The sequence below is a fragment of the Acinetobacter sp. FB genome (genome assembly GCF_056033405.1).
Map to the genome: position 1 here is coordinate 679,904 of NZ_CM148502.1, position 19,424 is coordinate 699,327.

The 19,424-nt window shown below is 37.2% G+C and carries 16 protein-coding genes; 10 read left to right on the plus strand and 6 right to left on the minus strand.

Annotation, left to right across the window (positions count from 1 at the left end):
- Positions 1-90: 90 nt before the first annotated feature.
- Both AC0JIQ_RS03285 and yccS read right to left on the minus strand, forming a co-directional pair.
- Complete coding sequence (locus AC0JIQ_RS03285; protein ID WP_004664633.1) at positions 91-675, minus strand: YcxB family protein; 585 nt, start codon at positions 673-675, stop codon at positions 91-93.
- A 79-nt stretch (positions 676-754) separates the two neighbouring features.
- Positions 755-2,929: a YccS family putative transporter gene (gene yccS, locus AC0JIQ_RS03290; RefSeq protein ID WP_474202625.1), complete on the minus strand. Its 2,175-nt coding sequence runs from the start codon at positions 2,927-2,929 to the stop codon at positions 755-757.
- Between the two features lie 142 nt (positions 2,930-3,071).
- Between yccS and AC0JIQ_RS03295 the strand changes: the two genes are divergently transcribed.
- Positions 3,072-4,289, plus strand: coding sequence for a multidrug effflux MFS transporter (locus tag AC0JIQ_RS03295; protein ID WP_474202626.1), 1,218 nt, complete (start codon positions 3,072-3,074; stop codon positions 4,287-4,289).
- A 21-nt stretch (positions 4,290-4,310) separates the two neighbouring features.
- Here the strand turns inward: AC0JIQ_RS03295 and AC0JIQ_RS03300 are convergent, their stop codons facing one another.
- On the minus strand, positions 4,311-5,018 hold the full coding sequence (locus AC0JIQ_RS03300; RefSeq protein WP_005214270.1) for a nitroreductase: 708 nt from the start codon (positions 5,016-5,018) through the stop codon (positions 4,311-4,313).
- 421 nt (positions 5,019-5,439) lie between these two features.
- On the opposite strand from AC0JIQ_RS03300, the gene AC0JIQ_RS03305 reads away from it, so the two are divergent.
- The 5 genes from AC0JIQ_RS03305 to sbmA all read left to right on the plus strand — a co-directional run bounded on the left by AC0JIQ_RS03305 (position 5,440) and on the right by sbmA (position 12,340).
- Entirely contained in the window at positions 5,440-6,786 is a 1,347-nt protein-coding gene (locus AC0JIQ_RS03305) for a DcaP family trimeric outer membrane transporter (protein ID WP_474202627.1), read from the plus strand.
- 181 nt (positions 6,787-6,967) lie between these two features.
- Positions 6,968-8,203: a sodium/glutamate symporter gene (gene gltS, locus AC0JIQ_RS03310; RefSeq protein ID WP_336938776.1), complete on the plus strand. Its 1,236-nt coding sequence runs from the start codon at positions 6,968-6,970 to the stop codon at positions 8,201-8,203.
- Positions 8,204-8,297: 94 nt separating this feature from the next.
- The gene (locus AC0JIQ_RS03315) at positions 8,298-9,773 is read left to right on the plus strand and encodes an alanine/glycine:cation symporter family protein (protein WP_005214267.1); all 1,476 of its coding nucleotides are present in this window, start codon (positions 8,298-8,300) and stop codon (positions 9,771-9,773) included.
- 163 nt (positions 9,774-9,936) lie between these two features.
- The gene (locus AC0JIQ_RS03320; protein WP_474203217.1) at positions 9,937-10,914 is read left to right on the plus strand and encodes a patatin-like phospholipase family protein; all 978 of its coding nucleotides are present in this window, start codon (positions 9,937-9,939) and stop codon (positions 10,912-10,914) included.
- A 229-nt stretch (positions 10,915-11,143) separates the two neighbouring features.
- Positions 11,144-12,340, plus strand: a complete 1,197-nt coding sequence (gene sbmA / locus AC0JIQ_RS03325; RefSeq protein WP_288401416.1) for a peptide antibiotic transporter SbmA — start codon at positions 11,144-11,146, stop codon at positions 12,338-12,340.
- Positions 12,341-12,392: 52 nt separating this feature from the next.
- Here sbmA and AC0JIQ_RS03330 read toward each other — a convergent pair whose 3' ends face one another.
- Positions 12,393-13,142 carry a DUF4850 domain-containing protein gene (locus AC0JIQ_RS03330; protein ID WP_474202628.1) on the minus strand — a complete coding sequence of 250 codons (750 nt, stop codon included), beginning with the start codon at positions 13,140-13,142 and terminating at the stop codon, positions 12,393-12,395.
- A 125-nt stretch (positions 13,143-13,267) separates the two neighbouring features.
- On the opposite strand from AC0JIQ_RS03330, the gene AC0JIQ_RS03335 reads away from it, so the two are divergent.
- The 3 genes from AC0JIQ_RS03335 to AC0JIQ_RS03345 all read left to right on the plus strand — a co-directional run bounded on the left by AC0JIQ_RS03335 (position 13,268) and on the right by AC0JIQ_RS03345 (position 15,788).
- On the plus strand, positions 13,268-14,341 hold the full coding sequence (locus AC0JIQ_RS03335; protein ID WP_474202629.1) for a DUF1176 domain-containing protein: 1,074 nt from the start codon (positions 13,268-13,270) through the stop codon (positions 14,339-14,341).
- A gap of 38 nt (positions 14,342-14,379) precedes the next feature.
- Positions 14,380-15,150, plus strand: coding sequence for a hypothetical protein (locus AC0JIQ_RS03340; protein WP_474202630.1), 771 nt, complete (start codon positions 14,380-14,382; stop codon positions 15,148-15,150).
- Between the two features lie 122 nt (positions 15,151-15,272).
- Complete coding sequence (locus tag AC0JIQ_RS03345; protein ID WP_474202631.1) at positions 15,273-15,788, plus strand: hypothetical protein; 516 nt, start codon at positions 15,273-15,275, stop codon at positions 15,786-15,788.
- Between the two features lie 166 nt (positions 15,789-15,954).
- Here AC0JIQ_RS03345 and AC0JIQ_RS03350 read toward each other — a convergent pair whose 3' ends face one another.
- Both AC0JIQ_RS03350 and AC0JIQ_RS03355 read right to left on the minus strand, forming a co-directional pair.
- Positions 15,955-17,619, minus strand: a complete 1,665-nt coding sequence (locus AC0JIQ_RS03350; RefSeq protein ID WP_474202632.1) for an FRG domain-containing protein — start codon at positions 17,617-17,619, stop codon at positions 15,955-15,957.
- Between the two features lie 195 nt (positions 17,620-17,814).
- Positions 17,815-18,681, minus strand: a complete 867-nt coding sequence (locus tag AC0JIQ_RS03355) for a metal-dependent hydrolase (protein WP_474202633.1) — start codon at positions 18,679-18,681, stop codon at positions 17,815-17,817.
- A gap of 112 nt (positions 18,682-18,793) precedes the next feature.
- On the opposite strand from AC0JIQ_RS03355, the gene AC0JIQ_RS03360 reads away from it, so the two are divergent.
- Positions 18,794-19,414, plus strand: a complete 621-nt coding sequence (locus AC0JIQ_RS03360; protein ID WP_474203218.1) for a TetR/AcrR family transcriptional regulator — start codon at positions 18,794-18,796, stop codon at positions 19,412-19,414.
- The last annotated feature ends 10 nt before the right edge of the window (positions 19,415-19,424 follow it).

Here is a 19,424-nt window from a genome sequence, read left to right on the forward strand (position 1 = left end):
TTTTGTAGGTAATATTGATTTTGATTCTCATTTATTATTATGAAGTTGAAAAAAACCTCTCATTTCGAGAGGTTTTTAGAATCATAGGCGTTAAATTGACTTTGGTGCGCCTACAACTTCATTTAAATGTTTACGTACCGTGTTAAAAGAGAAATTCTTAGAATCCATACGCTTAGGTAGGATGTAAGCACCTTGTTGTTGTTCGCCTTTTGGTGTTTTTACTTTGAAATTGACTAAAATAAACTCTGGAGAGTTGTACCATTCGTAAATGTCTTTCCAGCCAATGGTCGCAGTACCTTCTTGTAATCCAACTTTCTGGCGCATCACGATACCATGGGGTTGTACGCCTAAACGAAGACCTTTAATCTCTTGAACCGGAAATTCTGTCATTTTGCGTTTAACGTACCACTCAAGACCAAATTTTTTCACAAGATAAAAAAGGATCACAGCAATGATCACAACCCAACACAATACAGTTGAGTAGGTTGAATAATACTTAATCAGTCCTGCTGAAACTAATGAAAGCACCACAAGTGCAATCATAATCATCCATGCTTTTTTACTGAATTTATTGGTACTACGCCAAATCATCAGTTGAGCTTGACGTTGTTCAGCTTCAGAGACTTCGTAAGGAACAGGTTGTAGCGTATAAGCGTATAGCGTTTTGGCGGTCATAGTTTAAAAAATGAGTTTAGAACTAAGTTAAGTTTAACACCAATTGGCACTCAAAGATATTATGCCAATGGCGGATAAATTAAAGAGAAGCAAACTCAGTGCCATCTTCATTCGGTTCATGACTGAGACTTTGTTTGAGCATACTTAAACGGGTCAATATGCTAAGCATAAGCGAAAGCTGCTGTAAAATAATCAGAGACTTTTGATTGTTTTCATCATTGCGATTTAAATGCTCTCGTATGGTTTGCATCATATTTTGTGCAGATAAATCAGGAACTTCATCTCTAAGCAGAGCACCTTGAATATCATCTAATGCTTGATCGAGCAAGGCTAGAACCTCTTGATCTTGAATTTGTTCCCGATGAGCTCCAAGTGCAGCAATATAACTTAAAAAAGTATGACTTAAGCATAGAAACTCAAAAGCCAAAGTTTTCTGAGTAGATTCAATATTGGGTTCTGTGGCAAGTGTGGAAATGAGAGAAGCAACTTCTGCATCAGTATTGTGCGCAGCACGGCGAACTACACGATAATTTAATGCATTATTACGACCTTGGTGATATTGCTCAATTACTTCTGCTAAGTATGTACATTGGGCTTGTAAAGAACGTTGAATCGAGCGAGGTAGCCTGCGGAATTTCCAATCTGGCCAAATGAAACTGACCCCAAACCATGCCAAGGCACAGCCGATCAAGGTATCAATAAAGCGTGGGAATCCTGCCGCAAATGCAGAACCATCTAGATTAAAGTTAATTAAAGCGAGAATCGTGATAAAAGCTGTCGCTTGAGCATACTGTTTACTTCGAAGTTCTAAAAATAGTACGCCACTGAGAACTAACATCACCAGTTGCCCTTCAACCGAAGGAATAAAATAGATGATGGTTAGCCCCACGATAATACCAATTAGAGTTCCAACAATTCGCAAATATAAGCGGCGTTTGGTGGCATTAAAGTTAGGTTGGCAAACAAACAATGCTGTGAGCAAAATCCAGTAACCATAAGCAATATGGGTTAATTGAATAAAGACATAACCAATAAACAAGACGATTGAAAGTCTAACTGCATGGCGAAATAACACAGACTCAGGGGTTAAATGTTGTTTAACACGGACTAGAATATCATTCCAACCTTTTAAATCATCATCTTTTAATTGATTTTCTGCTTGTTGTGCATTGATTAATTTCAGATTTCTTTCCGTTTCTAAATTCTGTAATTGTGCATCAATCGATTTAAGATTTTGATAGAGTGCAAATAATGCATTGATGCGAACTTGATCATAAAGTCCATCTTCTCTTAATTTTTCTAAGGAAACTCTTAAATTTTCAAAGCTGTGTTTAAAGCGTTTGTTATGCACGTAAGGGGTACGGCTTAAAATTGATTGGGCTAAATCCTGACAGGCTTTACCCTGAATCGTGAGAATGCGTTGAAAACGGAATAAGATATCACTGTGTTGAAATACTTTCGCTAGCTTTTGATAATCAATATGTGCGGAGTCTGCACGTTCATGAATATCTTGTGCGACGAAATAGTATTGTAGACTGCGACGAGTATCTTTCTGGCCGCGGTCACCTTTTAAGCGAGTTAACAGTGACATTCGCATATCATTAAAAATAGCTACCAATTTGCCATTTTCTAATGCAATATCAATCATACTTTGTTGATAACTGGATGGAGTCATGTCCACATCAAATAAGTTTGATTTAGCAAATAAAAAACTACCTAAAGCATTATAGGATGCATAAAGTTGGTCTTGTACTTTTCGTACAGGGAACAGCAAGAAACTGATTGTTGAAAGTACTCCATACCAAGCGGCTCCCAAAACTAAGAATGCTGGTTGTAAATACCATTGTTCAAATAAGTGTACACCGAGCATGGTATAGACAGAAATCACTAAACATCCGTAAGCGATGGTCGCATAACGCCGCCCCAAAGAACCTAATAAAATCCATCCAATACAGGAAACAATTAATCCAACTGCAAAAATAATTGGGTAGGGGAATAACAATTGGACCGATGCAGCTGTGATAAAAAATCCAATATAGGTATAAATCTGATTCTGAATACGGACAGAAAAGCGATCATCAATATCACTAATTGCTGCCGCAACAACGCCTAAAGTCAGTGGAATCGTCGCAAGTTGAAAATTTAAAAGATAAGGAACGAATGCTGTTCCTGCGAAAGCGATCAGCATGCGCACGTTATACATTAACGTGGTGTTATAGGTGGTTTGTTTTAAACGTGCTAGCCAAGGATTCAATGGTTGTCCTTTTATATTCGGCAATCAATTTATGATCATGCCTGTTAACATTTTTCAGGTATCAGCAGACTCTAATATTATGCACAAATATGGTGAGGATGCTAAGCTTAGAAAAATAAATAAACTTGAAAAGTAGAGGATTATGCAGGTAGAACAATCGAATCAGCGTCAGTATTCAACAGCATGGATTTTGTTACTTGCTTTGTTGACAGCACTCGGTCCATTGTCAATTGATATGTATTTACCCGCATTGCCCCAAATGGCAAATGAGTTTGGGGTAAGTACCCAAATGATTGCAAATACATTACCTGCTTACTTTTTGGGTTTAGCCATAGGTCAATTAATTTATGGACCTGTGAGTGATCGTATTGGGCGCAAGCCTCCCTTATATTTTGGGCTTAGCCTTTATGTGATTGCAAGTTTGGCTTGTGCGTTTACAACAAATGAATGGGCTTTGATTGCTGCACGAATTTTTCAGGCTTTAGGTGGTTGTGTTGGTGTTGTGATTGCGAGAGCAGCTATACGTGATCGCTTAGACATGCAAGGTTCAGCTCAAGCCTTTTCAAGCATGATGATCGTAATGGGGCTTGCGCCTATTCTAGCCCCGATGTTTGGTGCATGGATTCTGACATTTTTCCCATGGCACGCTATTTTTCTGACGTTGGCAATGATTGGTGTGATCTGCTGGTTGTGTATACATTTCTTCTTTAAAGAATCATTACCTATTGAACGCCGTTTAAAGTTATCAATTTATCAAGTCACCACACTTTATGCTGCAATTCTAAAAGATGACAGCTTTAGAGTACCAATGTTTGCAGGTTGTTTAACTGGCGCAGCATTATTCTGTTATATCAGCTCTGCTTCAGCCGTTTTTATGGGGCAGTATGGACTGTCTCAGCAACAGTTTTCTTATGCATTTGCATTTAATGCAGCTGGGATTATGTTGATGTCTTCAATCAATAAGCACTTAAATACTCGAATGGGTATTTTTCAGCGGTTACGATTAGGTGGTTCGATTCAATGCTTTGGAGCACTTGTTGTCATCAGTGCGGGGCTGATGGCGAATGCACCATTGTGGTTATTAATGTCTGGTCTTTTTTTAGTTGTGTCTGGTATTGGATTAACTGGTCCTAATGCAATGGCTTTGGCGATGTCTAAGCAGGGTGCGCGTGCTGGAACTGCGAGTGCGATTATGGGGAGTATGCAGTTTGCATGTGGTTTGTTGGGTGGTGTGATTTTAAATTTCTTGTTATGGAAAGCGAGCCTCAATATGGGCATTATGATGTTGATGTTTACTAGCGCAGGTTTATTTGCAATTTTAAAAGTTGGAAAACAGCTACAAAACAGTACCTCTGCATAGAGATACTGTTATTTAAACAATTTACTGGTCTAAAAATACTGTAAAGTTTTCAACGGGTTCACGGGGAGTAATGAAGGTATTGACGATATGATCAGGATCAGCATATCCCAAGGCAATTGTACAAACCAACTCTTCATTTTCTGGAGCACCCAAAACATCTAAAACGATGGGGTGAAAATGATTCCATGCGGCTTGTGGGCAAGTATCTAAACCACGTGCTTTTGCCGCAATCATCACATTTTGGATCATCATGGAAATATCCATTTTTGAACCAATTCCCATTGCTTTATTGACTGTAAAATAAAGTGCGACAGGCGCATCAAACAATTGATAGTTGCGCAATTGTTGTGCCGCCATTTTTTCTTTTTCGCCTTTTTGAATACCCAGCAAACCATATAGTCCCCAACCATTTTCACGACGACGATCAATAAATGGTGAAATCCATGTTTCAGGGTAGTAGGCGAAAGTTTCTTGATATTGTTCAGCGAGTTCTGGTTGTTGAAAAAGTGCTTGTTGAGCGGTACAAACTCGCTCAATCATCTCGGCGCGTTTTGGGCCTGTCACCACATAGACTTTCCATGGTTGAGTATTCGTACCTGATGGTGCACGAGCAGCAACATTTAAAATATCTTTGATTGTTTCTGTTGCAACTGGTGTATCTAAAAATGCACGTACAGAATGACGGGTTGTAATCGCATCATCCACATAACGGATTTGTTCCATGTTCATCTTAAGGTTCCTAGGCTTATTGCTCTTTCTCATGTGCTGAGACTATAAAGTAATAAGATAGATTTGAGGATGGATTTTTAGTCCTAGATTGAGATTTGAATAAAAAATAGTCGAGTAAAGATTAACGAGATGAGATTGTCCATAAAATTTTTAATTTGTTATCTTTATGTGAAAAAGAAATATATTTGTAACACAATGAAATAGAAATAGTATTTATTGATACACGCTGAAATCGTTATGATGATTGGAATAAAAAAATACACACAATAATCTAAATTTATGCATAATACGCCCTTTTTAAAAATTGATTAGGCTTTTCTGACCAAGAAGGTGAGGGAAGTTTTCTATGATAAGCATATTTATTTACCCAATTTTATGCTTATGGAAAATGTTGAAATATACACGAATACAGGAGCTTCTCATGAGTTTACCTCTCATCCGTAAGCCGTTCATAGTTCAGGGATTGGCGTTTACCATTGCTGTCTTCATGATGAACAATGCGCAGGCTGCTAGCGAACAAGAACAAATTCAACAACTTCGAGATGAAGTAAAAGAATTAAGAGCTTTATTGGAACAATATATTCCTCAGTCAAAACAAAAAAATAATGTACCGCAGTACGATACCCAGCGATCTACTACTGTTGCTTCAGTATCCACTCAAAATATTTCATCTAATACCCAGCAAGCGGCTCAAAAATCGCCTTTGAGTTTTAATTCTGCTTCGGGTGCGCAAGTTCAGCTATACGGTTTTCTACGTGGCGATGCCTCGTATCAGACAAAAGGCGGCGATGCTATTTTTAACCGAATCAATAAAGTTGATCTTGAAGGCAATGAAAAAAATAGTGATCGTTTTTATAGTACGGCAACAGTTACGCGATTAGGTTTAGATTTTAAAGCACCCATTCAAGAAGCAGATGTTGGCGGGAAATTAGAAGTCGATTTTCGTGGTGGTAGTAGTAACGATACGATTCGTATCCGCCATGCGTATATGACTTTAAATAATTGGTTATTTGGTCAAACCACATCTACGTTCTTGGCGACAGATTTACAGCCAGAAATGATTGATTTTAATTCTCCTTTAGGAGTAGGTACTTATCGTACTCCGATGGTTCGCTATAGCGGAAAATTTAATCCAGACATCAGTTATATGCTTGCTTTAGAAAAAGGCAATGACGACAACCGAGCTCCAGCTTTAACCTCTAAGTTAAAATATGATTTTGATGATGGCAAAGGTACGGCTTCAGCCCGTGTTTTAGTAACAGAAGCGCGTAGCAAAGCCAGTTACGATAAGAATAATAATCAATTGACAACTGATAATGCTGATCTAGGGTGGGGTATTGCAGTAGGAAGTAAGTATAAATTTACTGATTCTTTACAAGCGATGATCGATTATTCGCATGTGAAAGGTGATAGTAAGTTTTTGCTTTATACCAATAGTGCTTTTAATGTAAATCCCAATAGTTTTGAGTTGAATCTGAATGAGTTTGATGCACTCACCGTTGGTACAACTTATCAAGTTAACCCTAAATTGCGTAGTACTTTAGCGTATGGCGCAATGTTTGCAAAAGATAATAGTCAATTTGCACAACAAGCATTTGCGGATACAACGCAGAACAAAACCTTGCAACAAGGTTGGTGGAACATCATGTATTCACCAGTTACTCCGATTACGTTTGGTTTGGAATATATCTATGGCGAACGTAAAACCTTTAATGGTCTAAAAGGTAAGGATAACCGTGTAGGCGCAATGGCTCGCTACAACTTCTAGCCTAATCCTATAAACGTAATCATCCGTGGAAACGAATCACTTTCTTTGGTTGAGTTCTTACAAAGAACTGTATGCTTTTTATTAAGTTGATTGAGTTTTCACTCATTTTGAGAGTTACTATTTTATTAGCTAAATGATGGAAAAACCGTCTAAAAGACTAATAAAATAAACGGAAGAAGATATGGAATTTACTTTTAATGGTTTTTATACCCTGATTTCAGCCGTCATTGTGCTGCTGTTAGGGCGTTTTCTTGTCAATCAAATTGATTTTTTGCGTCGTTACAATATTCCTGAACCTGTAGCTGGTGGTTTGGTTGCAGCTGTTGTTTCGCTATTGGTCCATTCAATGTGGGGTTATAGCATTGTTTTTAGTAGCCAATTACAAACGAGTTTTATGCTGATTTTCTTTGCTTCAATTGGTTTGAGTGCCAATTTTATGAAGTTGAAAGAAGGTGGACTAGGACTGGTTATTTTTCTAGTCTGTGTTGCTTCGTTTATCGTGGTTCAAAATGCTGTCGGTATGAGCCTTGCAACGCTTTTAGGTATTGATCCTTTAGTCGGATTGATTGCAGGTTCAATTACTTTAACAGGTGGACACGGTACAGCAGGGGCATGGGGTGAAATTCTTGAAAGCCAACATGGAATTCAGGGTGCATTAGCACTAGGTATGGCAAGTGCAACTTTTGGTTTGATCATTGGCGGCATCATTGGTGGGCCACTTGCAAAATTATTAATCAATCGTTATAGCCTCGCTCAAGAACAATCATCCACTGCGATTAAGAATCGTGATACCCATTTAGATCAACACCCTGATGAACTCGCACCATTTGAAAATCCACATCAAGTGCGTTTAATCACGGCCGATAATGCGATTACTACACTGGGTATGTTTGCGGCGTGTCTAGCATTTGCTGAGTTTATGACAGGTTATAGCAAAGGCACATGGTTTGAGTTACCAACCTTTGTATGGGCATTGGGCGGTGGTGTCATCCTGCGTAATATTTTAGAAAGCGTATTAAAAGTTGATATTTTTGATCGTGCAATCGATGTGTTTGGTAATGCATCTTTGTCACTTTATTTAGCGATGGCATTGTTGTCATTAAAGTTGTGGCAGTTAGCCGATTTGGCTGGCCCGCTGGTTGTAATTTTGGGTGCACAAACCATTACCATGGCGTTGTATGCAGCATTTATTACTTTCCGTGTCATGGGCAAAAATTATGATGCAGCAGTTCTTGCTGCAGGTCACTGTGGTTTCGGTATGGGAGCAACGCCAACAGCTGTTGCTAACATGCAAGCAATTACCAACATGTATGGACCATCACATAAAGCATTTTTAATTGTTCCGCTTTGTGGTGCGTTCTTTGTTGATTTAATTAATGCAACAGTAATTCAATTAATTTTGAAATTCTTTGCCTAAGTCGGATCAAAAGCCCCATGTGGGGCTTTTTTGGTTCATCCATTGTTATCGTATATGTACGGGCGTACATAAAATATTTAAAAGCGAATAAGTGATGAATGAAAAATTAAATGACACCCTGATGGCTTGGGTAAGTTTTTTTAATGATCCTTTATGGGACTTTCTGGTCATTTTCCTACTGGCAGTAGGGATTTTCTATACTGTTGCAACGAAAGCAGTACAGATTAGAATGTTCTTTCATAGTATCAAAGTCATGAAAGGCAGCCGTAAAGGCGAAAAAGATACGCACGGATTGACACCATTTCAGGCGTTTGTAACGGGCTTAGCCAGTCGAGTTGGGGTAGGTAACATTGCTGGTGTAGCAATCGCAATTGCGATTGGTGGTCCTGGTGCTGTGTTTTGGATGTGGTTTACCGCAATTTTGGGTATGAGTTCAGCGTTTATTGAATCTTCACTCGCTCAGTTATTTAAAGTCAGAGATAGTAATAGTAAGCAATTCCGTGGAGGACCTGCTTATTACATTACTCAGGGCTTACGCAGTAAAACCTTTGGTGTGATCTTTGCACTTGCCCTCATTTTTACTTATGGTTTTGTTTTTAACTCAGTTCAAATCAATGCGATTGCGAATGCTTCTTCTCATGCGTGGGGTTGGGATAAAGCGAATCTGATTGCACACTTGGGTGGCGTTGATCTCGAAATTTCATGGGTAGGTCTTGCACTTGTCGTTATGGTTGCATTAGCAATCTTCGGTGGTATCAAACGTATCGCAAAATTTGCGGAAATGTTTGTGCCATTAAAAGCAGGTCTCTATTTAGCTGTTGCTTTATATATTGCGATTAGTAATTACGAGTTGTTGCCAGGCATTTTCAAACTAATTTTCACCGAAGCATTTCAGTTTAATGCAGCTGCAGGTGGTTTCTTTGGTGCCATGATTTCTATGGCCATGATGCAAGGGATCAAACGTGGTTTGTTCTCAAATGAAGCGGGTATGGGTTCTGCGCCGAATGCTGCTGCGGCATCAGATGTAAAACACCCTGTGAACCAAGGTTTGGTTCAAATGTTGGGTGTGTTTGTCGATACCTTCATAGTATGTACAAGTACTGCAATTATTATCTTAGTTTCGGGTGTCTATCACGATGCTGGATTTGTTGGGGTTGAACTCACACAGCGTGCTTTAGAAACTCAGGTCGGAAGTTGGGGCGGTGATTTCCTCGCGATTTTATTATTCTTATTCTGTTATTCGGCTGTTTTAGGTAACTATGCTTATGCCGAAGGTAATATGCAGTTTATTAATAATAATCCAAAAGTGATGTTCATCTTCCGAGTGCTCGTATTAGTGATGGTGTACTTTGGTGCAATCGGTAGTGTTCCACTGGTTTGGTCTTTAGCAGATTTGTTCATGGGTATTATGGCGACCATTAACTTGGTAGCGATCTTACTATTAACACCTATAGCACGTACTTTATTGAAAGACTACACATCTCAGTTAAAGAAAGGCATTCAAGAGCCTGAATTTAAGATTGATAATTATCCAGAATTGAAGAAAAAAGTAGATTCTGATATCTGGTAAGCTATTGAATTGATGAAGGCTTATTTCACTAAATTAAAGCTCCTTCCGAGGGGCTTTTTTTATGAATATATTGTGGATATATACATAAAAATTGATACAGCATTTCACGAATAATGGCGTTAAAATTAAAAGATAGAACCACGTAGATATGGCAAGACAGCATATGAAACAGCTTAAATTATTGACGCTTGGACTTTCAATGGTGATTTTGGCGGGTTGTCAAACAACTTCGCATTTAAAACCTTTAGTTGAAGATGCCCAAGTACAAGCAGTTGTTCAGCCTTTTGCACATATTAAACAACAAGAAAAAAGACCCGTTGTTGCTTTAGTACTCGGCAGTGGTGGGGCACGTGGATATGCTCATATCGGCGTACTTGAAGTGTTGGAACAGCAAGGTATTCGCCCTGATTTTATTGTAGGTACAAGTGCGGGCAGTATTGTAGGTTCAATTTATGCAAGTGGTAAATCCGCTGCAGAGTTGAGAGATATTGCACTTAAACTTAAGGCTACCGATGTAAGAGAAGTGAATGTCAGTTTAAAAGGTTTCTTTGATGGTAAAAAAGTTGAGGACTATGTGAATGAGCAAGTCCAAAACATTCCTTTACAGAAGTTAAAAATCCCGATGTATGTGGTTGCAACGGAATTAAAAGACGGCACCAAAACTGTATTCAATTATGGTAATACAGGCCAAGCAGTACGCGCATCTGCTTCGATTCCGAGTATGTTTGTACCAACCAAGATCCGTAATGTGGAATATGTTGATGGCGGTCTAGTCAGTCCTGTGCCTGTGGAGGTTGCACGGGATTTAGGTGCAGATGTGGTGATTGCAGTGGATATTTTGGCACAACCTATTCATACCGAAACCAGTAATGTTTGGGGGCTATTCAATCAAAATATCAACATTATGCAAGGACGTTTAGCTGAAGAAGAGTTGAAAAATGCAGATATTGTCATTCAGCCTGATCTACGTGAAAAAGCGCATATCTTTGATATCAAAGGTCGTGAAATGACTATGCAAGCGGGTATTGATGCTGCAAAAGAAAAATTGACTAATATTCAATGGGTAATTAAAAGTAAAACAAAGCAAGTTGATTTAAATCAACAGGATTTAGCTTTAAAAATGAGTAGCCTTGAGCCATAGTTTCCGCAAAATATTAAATTAAGGATAGGCAACGATAAGATTTAAGTTCGTCTATCCAATCCATGTTTATTAAACAAATTGTAAATACGATACAAAAAGCTATCAAAAAATTGAGAAAACAGGTAAATAACTACCATTCATTAAACTTTTTTATCAGACAAATTTAAGTTTGAGATTATAGGATGACGTTCTAACGTCAATAGCAACACTACAAGGATTGTTAAACGCGATGTTTAAATCTTTTTTTCCTAATCCACGCTTGTTCTTTATTTCAGTCGTTGTGTGGTTAGCCCTGAATATGCTGCTTTGGTATACAGGTGGTCATGGTTGGGGTGAATATCTCGGTTTTGCCAAAGGTTATGCTGAAGCAGAGCTACCTGTTGGTGTGAGTCGATTTTTATCAGCATCATTTATTTGGTTTTATATTTGGTTTTTAGCTTCAACAGCACTTTTTGCAGGATTCTGGAGATTTTTTTCTGATAATAAATGGCAGAAATGGTCAGTTTGGGGTTCTGCATTTATTTTGTTTAATATCTGGTTTGGCGTGCAGGTAAGTGTTGCGATCAATGCTTGGTATGGTCCATTTTGGGATATGATCCAAAAGATGCTAAGTGATGGTGGTGGTAATATTAATGATCTATATAAAGGTACGCTAACATTCCTTTATATTGCGATGGTTGCTGTTACATTTGCCGTAATTAATGCCTTTTTTACCAGCCATTATGTATTCCGTTGGCGTACAGCAATGAATGAATACTACACAGAAAATTGGGAGCAATTACGCCACGTTGAGGGTGCTTCGCAGCGTATTCAGGAAGATACCATGCGCTTCGCAACTATCGTCGAGGATTTAGGTGTTGAGTTGATTAAATCAGTGATGGTTCTCATTGCCTTTTTACCGCTATTGTTCAAAATTTCAGAAAAAGTACCTGTCTTACCTATCGTTGGTGAAATCAAACATTCATTGGTGTGGGCGGCTGTGGTTTGGGCTATCGTAGGTACGATTATTTTAATGTTTGTCGGGCAAAAACTACCAGGCTTGCAATTTAACAATCAAAAAGTTGAAGCAGCTTATCGTAAAGAACTGGTTTATGGTGAAGATCATCCGAATAGAGCTGATCCAATCACGTTAAAAGAGTTATTCAGTAAAGTTCGTTTAAATTATTTTAGACTTTATTTCCACTATGCTTATTTTAACCTAGTCGCGATTTGGTATAAGCAACTCGATGTTTTATACAGCTTAGTAGTTCTATTTCCAGCGATTGCATCAGGTAAAATGACTTTAGGCTTGATCAACCAAATCAGTAACATCTTTGATAAAGTTCGTGAATCATTTCAATATCTCATCAGTTCTTGGAAAACGATTATTGAATTACTTTCAATTTATAAACGTTTAAAAGCTTTCGAGTCAATTTTAAAAAAATAAGTGTGATTAAAAAAACCTGCAACTAGCAGGTTTTTTTGCCCCTATGATTTGATTAGTGAGTCGCATTGTAAAAATTTAGAATAGTTCCAACCAAATGCTGTTGTGATTGATCAACGGTGACTTTGATTTCTCTAAAGTTAAACGTGTCTTCATCTTGATATTTGGCTACGCCATGTGTTCTGTTATTCAGCTTAGGAATTTGATAACTAAAGAAAACGATTTGTTTTGAAGGGTGTACGATCTTCAGTAATTTAAGTGGATCTTGATAACCGCCGTATTCATATTCCACACTTTGTTTTAAAAGATGCGGAAAATAAAGCGTCGCATTTGGCATACCGCAACCTACACAAAACGATGAATCATAAAGCTGAATTGCTTGTTTCTGATTTGGACTCATAATTAAGGCAGATCCAGTACCATTCGCTCCTGCATTTGATTGTATGTCTTGCCAATTTCTAGGTACAAGCACAATTCCTATTTCAGGAATAGCCCATAACTTGAGTTGTTCGGCTTGTTTAGCATCCAATTTAAAATCGAAATGACAGCTTTTTGCGGAACATGATTTAAAGTCTTTTAATAAACCATCTTCCACAGGGTTGAGTGCGGTTACCCCGTAAAAAGGCACCCGAACATCATTTGCAAAAGAAGCTTCACCGAGAGGGTAAATTTGATTTTCTGCTTTTCGTTCTTTTGCACTATTTGAAAACTGAGGGAAATTTGCTTTAAATACCGTAATTTCAGCATGAGTGGCTGAGGAGAACATAATCATTAAAATCGTGGGAAATAAAATTGTTCTTTTCATTTTTAAATTTGACCAAACTCAGTTTGCTTTAAGCTCATATCTTCTGCAATAAAATGACATATGACAAGTGTAGATCAGCCCTTTAAACTGTTTTCAAGTTTGATAATAAATATGAGTAATACAGAATGATACCAGTGAAGAATATACTTTCAGTTTGCTGCTTTATGGCACTAAGTTCTACTAGCTTCGCACAAGAAATCAAAGGCATTTCATTTTCACATCAAGATTGGGAAATTTACTGTAGTAATACAGGAACATGTCGTGCTGCTGGTTATCAAAATGAAGACGGGCAAAATGAACCTGCATCGTTGTTATTAACGCGCAAAGCTGGAGCAAAGCAAACAGTCAGTGCCGAGTTCGCGCTTGCAAATTTTGAGCAAGAATCACTGTCAGCAGCTAAACTCCAAAATATTCATTTTTATGTGAATGGAAAAGATTTGGGACAAGTCTCTGTTGATGGCACTGAGTTCCCAATCATGGGGAAACTTTCTACAAATCAGGTGAATGGCTTATTGCAACAAGCCAAACAAAAGACAGATATTGTCTTTAAAAACTCAAATGTCCAATGGCAAATCTCTGATGCCGGTATGACAGCTAGTTTATTGAAAATGGATGATTTTCAAAAGCGAGTCAGTACGGTTGGGGCATTGATTAAAAAAGGCAATGCTGATGAATCTAAGGTTCTGGCTGCTCAACCTAAAATGGTTGTGAAAAAGGTGAAAACAGCTGATAAACCCTATCTCACACTACAACCTAAAACAAAACAGTATCAATCCGTATATCCACTTTTAATGGCAGCACAAACGATCCCCAAAGAGGAGGGATTCTGTGAGGGCATCTATAATGGTGATGGAACAGAATCGCAACCAATCGAGCTTTATAAGCTAAGTAACAACAAAGTATTGGCGATGACTTTATGTTGGCGAGCAGCCTATAACGAAGGTTATGGTGCATGGGTACTCGATCAATCATTAACAGGAAAAGCGACTTTCGTGACGGAACATGCCTCTGACTTTGGTTCAGGGATGATGAGTAGCGCACAAAAAGGTCGTGGCATAGGAGATTGTTGGTCAAGTGATGAATGGGTATGGGATGGGCAGAAATTTGTGCATACCAAAGACATGTGGACGGGGATGTGTAAAGGGCTTGCTGCAGGTGGGGTATGGGAACTTGATCAGGTCGAAGCGATTGTAAAATAATACTGCGTACAAATAAAAAAATAGCCTAAGGAAATATCATGCTGAATCATAAAATTCATTTACGTGGGCTGATTTTAACGGTTTCATTTAGTTGTTTTAGTTCCTCAATTTTTGCTGCACCGTTGCAGATTTTAGAGTTTAAAAAAGGACAACTCAGCCAAGTTGAACAAACGCAAATTTGTGAACAACTTAAAGATCTCTGCCAACAGCAAGCACAATGGCGCAGTTTGAAAATTGCGGATCAAGATCTATTGTTATTGTCAGGAAGTGATATTGCTCAATTTCATGTATCGCAAACTGGATTGAAATTAACTCATCAGTGGCGTATACAATTAGCACTTTCTGAGGAAGTGGAACGGACAAGCCAATATATTTTTCCTAAACTATTTCCTATGGATCAAAATCGTTATGCCATTGCCTTGATTGATACATTTTCAGAAATGTATTCGGGTGGTGGGGCTGGAATTGAACGTGCTAGTTTTTATGAGTTAAAGGATTCAGGGCAAACACATCGCTTTATTGAAAATTATCCTTTTAGTTTTAGTCGGATGATTCGGGCATGTTTCTCTGAACAAGATTATAAAAGTTCTAAAGGTAAATGCCACGATGAAGATCGTTTGAGCCTAGATATTCGTCCGCTTAAGCCGATGTTGTGGCAATTCCGTTATCGTTACAGTTTAGAAGTATCACCAGCATCAGATTCAGGTGAAAAATCATTTAAGGGTAGTCGTAATCTCAATATTGATCTAAACAAAGCACCACCGCAGCCAAATATTCCTGCAAATTGGGATTATCAAGGACAAGGTTAAGTTCGAGTTTTACATTTTGCCTAAGTTCTAAGGCGTTGGGTTTACGCAATTTACAGCGTCATAACAGATGATTTGTATAGTGCGTGGTACAAAGAGACAGATTGCTTTTTGGAACTGTGCTTATGTCTCCTGTTTATATCTTTTCTCGTCGTAAATTTTCTCATTTGAGTCGTTCTTTATTAATGGCTGCGGCTGTGTGGGGAACAACGCAAGTAGCTATAGCAGGACCAACAGTGGATCAACTGAGTGATTGTTTGGTGAAAGCGACTACCGCAGCGGATAAGACTACAGTGTTGCAATGGACGTTTACGGCTTTAGCAGCACATCCTGATCTGAAAGGTTTTAGTAATGTTACGCCTGAGCAAAAGAATCAGTTAGATCAGAAATTGGCACAGGTTTTACAGCGTGTGATTGTGGAGCAGTGTTCGACACAGACTAAGGCGGTGATTCAGGCTGAGGGGATTCAAGCGGTTGGAGAGGCTTTTCAGCAGTTAGGGCAAAGTGCGGGTGAAGATATTGTCAAAGATCCAGCGGTCAGACAGCAGTTGCAAGGCACGTTGCGTTATATTGATTTAAATAAATTGGTTACGACTTTTTTAACGCCTGATATCTGGAATAAGTTGGGTGTGTTGAGGTAGATATATCTTTTCCCACTTAACATGGAACGAACCATTATTTATTAAATGAATAATTTTTTTTAAAGAGTAATTTAGATTTGATTTTTAAATCAGAAAAACAATAAGTTATTTTTGTTTTTTTAAATTGCTAAGACTCTTTGGTTTATAAAGAGTCTTAGCAGTATCTTTATTTGGAATCAGCCTCTCTTTCTAATTTTTCTTTTAAATATTTTGAAGTGTTTTCTAAGCTTGGGTAAATAGTTCTAAGATTTACTTTTAATAAATCCAACTCGTTTAGTAATTTATTTTTATCTTTGGATTTAATCTTAATTCTATTTATCTTAAAGATATCATTACCTTCTTCAGGTAATTTACTATCTAACCCAAAGAGTAGGAAAGAGCCTGCTTGAGCAATAATTCTATCTTGGGTTAAGCGTCCTTTAACACATAATACCTTTTTTAGATCATCTATCTTAACTCTTGGACTAAAATAAGGTTTTTCTTGTCTAATAAAATGAATATATCTTGCGAAAGTCAAATTGTTAATAAGGTCATTTTGGTTTAATTCATCTTTATCGGGTGTATCCACTATACACTTATTTATAAGTAATCGTAATTCATTTTTCTGGTCTTCTGTAAGCTTTGCTAAATTAGTCAAACAGGAAACAGAGTCTGAATCAAAATATTTAATCTCTGATTTTTTTATAGAAAATAAGATGACTTCACCCACAATATCCAACTCCTTACCTTTATCATCTTTTTTAATTTCACAAGCAAAATAGAGTGCAGCTAAGGGGTTGCTTGAAATATCTAGTAGTCGAGTAGGGAATGAATAATGTTGCATATGGGTAAGGATATCAAAGCATCTACTTTCATTTCCAAATGACTTTGGTTCTGTTGTTAGTAAATCCATATATGAATTTCGTTCAGAATTTAAATAAATTAAACCTTTATCCTTATACTGTCTGAATAGGCTAGGTTGTAAGAAGTATTTATCAGCATTGCTATGACCACGGAAAAATACTTCTCGGCAATCTAGTGTACTTGTTTCACTTATTTGATTAATTAGATGCATATATTCCGAAAGATTTGAAATATATTGCTCTTGTGGCTCTTGTGGCTCTTGTGGCTCTTGTGGCTCTTGTGGCTCTTGTGGCTCTTGTGGCTCTTGTGGCTCTTGTGGCTCTTGTGGCTCTTGTGGCTCTTGTGGCTCTTGTGGCTCTTGTGGCTTACTAATTTCTAATGTTGCTTGTACTTCAACTCCAACTGATGTTGTAGCTTTAAGGTCAATATATTGAGGCAAGGGTAATTGATCTTGATAATGAGGAAATAAGCTTATATAAGTAGGATGATTGAATTGACTAAGATGTTGATTATTGCTTAATAAATTAAAAATATCTCCTGTTTTTAATGCCCAGTGATTGCGATATTCTTCTAACTCCTCAAATTTTAGAGTTTCTTTAATACTTCTTAGATAGATATCATAATTTTTGTTTTTTTCTCGAATAGTTTCCCTTGAATCAGTATCTTTGAATTCAATATCTTCTCTTTTTGTAATCTCAAGACTATCTAATTGATTATAAATTATTCTTATATTTTGTTCTTCGGGTTCATAGTAAATATTCTGAATTTTTGCTAGAGAGATTTTATTTTCAAATCTTTCATAAGTAATAAATGTAGGATACTTTTTTAGTAAATCTAGCTTTTCTTGATTTATTTTCTTATAAAAAACTCGAATATCCTCATTTGTGTATTCTAAAAAACGACTAGTATCCATAATAATTATATAACTAGAGTCATGTTTTTTAATTTGGTTTTCGGTACTAACTTGTAATATATTAAAGTAACTCATTTTAAATTTAATCTCAAAAAATTAAAAACAACATTAAGTGAGGTTTTTATAGCATAATATCAAATGATTGGCGACTAAATTTGTTAATTAATTTCTTCATCAAATCATCTACTTGAGCTAAGTTGGCTCTAACTTTTGTAGTTTCTATGACTTGATCGACAGATCATTAAAGGCTTTTCTATTTCCGAAATGCGCTTAGCTTTTAAGCGCGCTTTTTAAAATACCATTTTCACCAAATAATTTTTCACGGTATTCTGCTTCGAGTTGCTCAGTCGGCATATCCAATGGATCGAAATGTTGATCTCTGACATCAAGCATTTCGATAAACGTACGAGAAAAAATACCTAAACGATTTACACCACCGAATGCCAAATAAAATGCATCTTTCAGTTCTTTGGCTGAAAACTTAATATCTTTACGTTTTAAAATCTGTATCCAATAATCAAAAGTGATTGGCGCAATAAATCGAGCTACTCGAATCAAAGCAATTCTTCGATTTCTAACTGTATTACCACCAATCGCTTTCAACGCATCAAAAGCAACAGATTTATGTTCTAGTTCTTCAAGCGCATGCCATTCCCAAAGATTTCGACTTTCTTGAGTGGTTTTCTGTTTGATTAATGGATCAGTCAACAGCAAGCGAGCAAGAGTAGCAGTGAAATGCTCCATCACTACAGTCGCCGCTAATTGCTCAACTTTGGGAAGTTTACGAAATTTATCTAATCTGGCTTTGGTTAAGGCTTCGATTTCGACTACTTCTGGATAATTTGATTGAATCAGATGCTCATTCAGAGATTTATGTTCTCGACTATGAAAAGCTTCTTGCGCAATAAAATTACGAATATCTTCGAGCAATTTTTCATCCGTAATTTGATCACGAACATTACGTACGCTCTCGATGAAAAACATTTCACCTGGTGGAAACATCGCAGATAAAACCACAAACAGAGAAGCCACAACAGAATTATCTTCATAGTAAAAAGAAAACTTCTTGTTTTTGTCCAAAGGAATAATCACATTACGGCGGACGATTCGTTGTAGAGATTGTACTGATATATTCATCTTTTTTCCTTGTCATCTGTAGAAGATAATTTGAACAAAATTTAGTATGTATATAGAATCTATCAGTGAATTTATACGGAAAAAAGACGGATTTAAGAATGAGGTTTTTATAATGGTAACTATAAGAAAACCAAAACAAAGTAGGTCTAAAAATACTTATAATTCCATAGTGGATGCAGGATTTATATCAGTAAAAAGCAATGGGTTGGATCACACTACCGTGTTGAAAGTTTGTGAGATTGCGGGTGTTGGTTCTGGAAGCTTTTATGAATATTTTAAAAATAAAGAAGCCTTGTTTGTAGAGATGCAACAACACTTTATTGCTGAGCTTGCCAAAGTCATTTACGAGGTCATTCCAACCATTCAGGAAATGGAAATTCCCGAAGCGATTCGATCCATTTTTTTACATATTGGTGAGTTTTTAGCAGCAGATGAGAATAAGTATTTCTATTGGTTGAGTGTATCGAGTAAATACAGTACTGAAGCCAGTCATGTAAAAGCAGTCAAGGCGATCAATACATTAGCGATTGAATACGCGGTGAAACATCCTGAGGTATTGAGAATAAAAAACCTAAAAATGATGGTTTATATTTTAATTAATTCTAGTGTCGCACTGACGATGAATTTCTTTTCATCTCAAAATATGGGTTTTACTTTTGAAGAATTAATTGATTGTCTGATTGATATTACAATGTCCTATATTGATGATGATCGTAATAAGTTAAAAATATAAAAAAACCCGC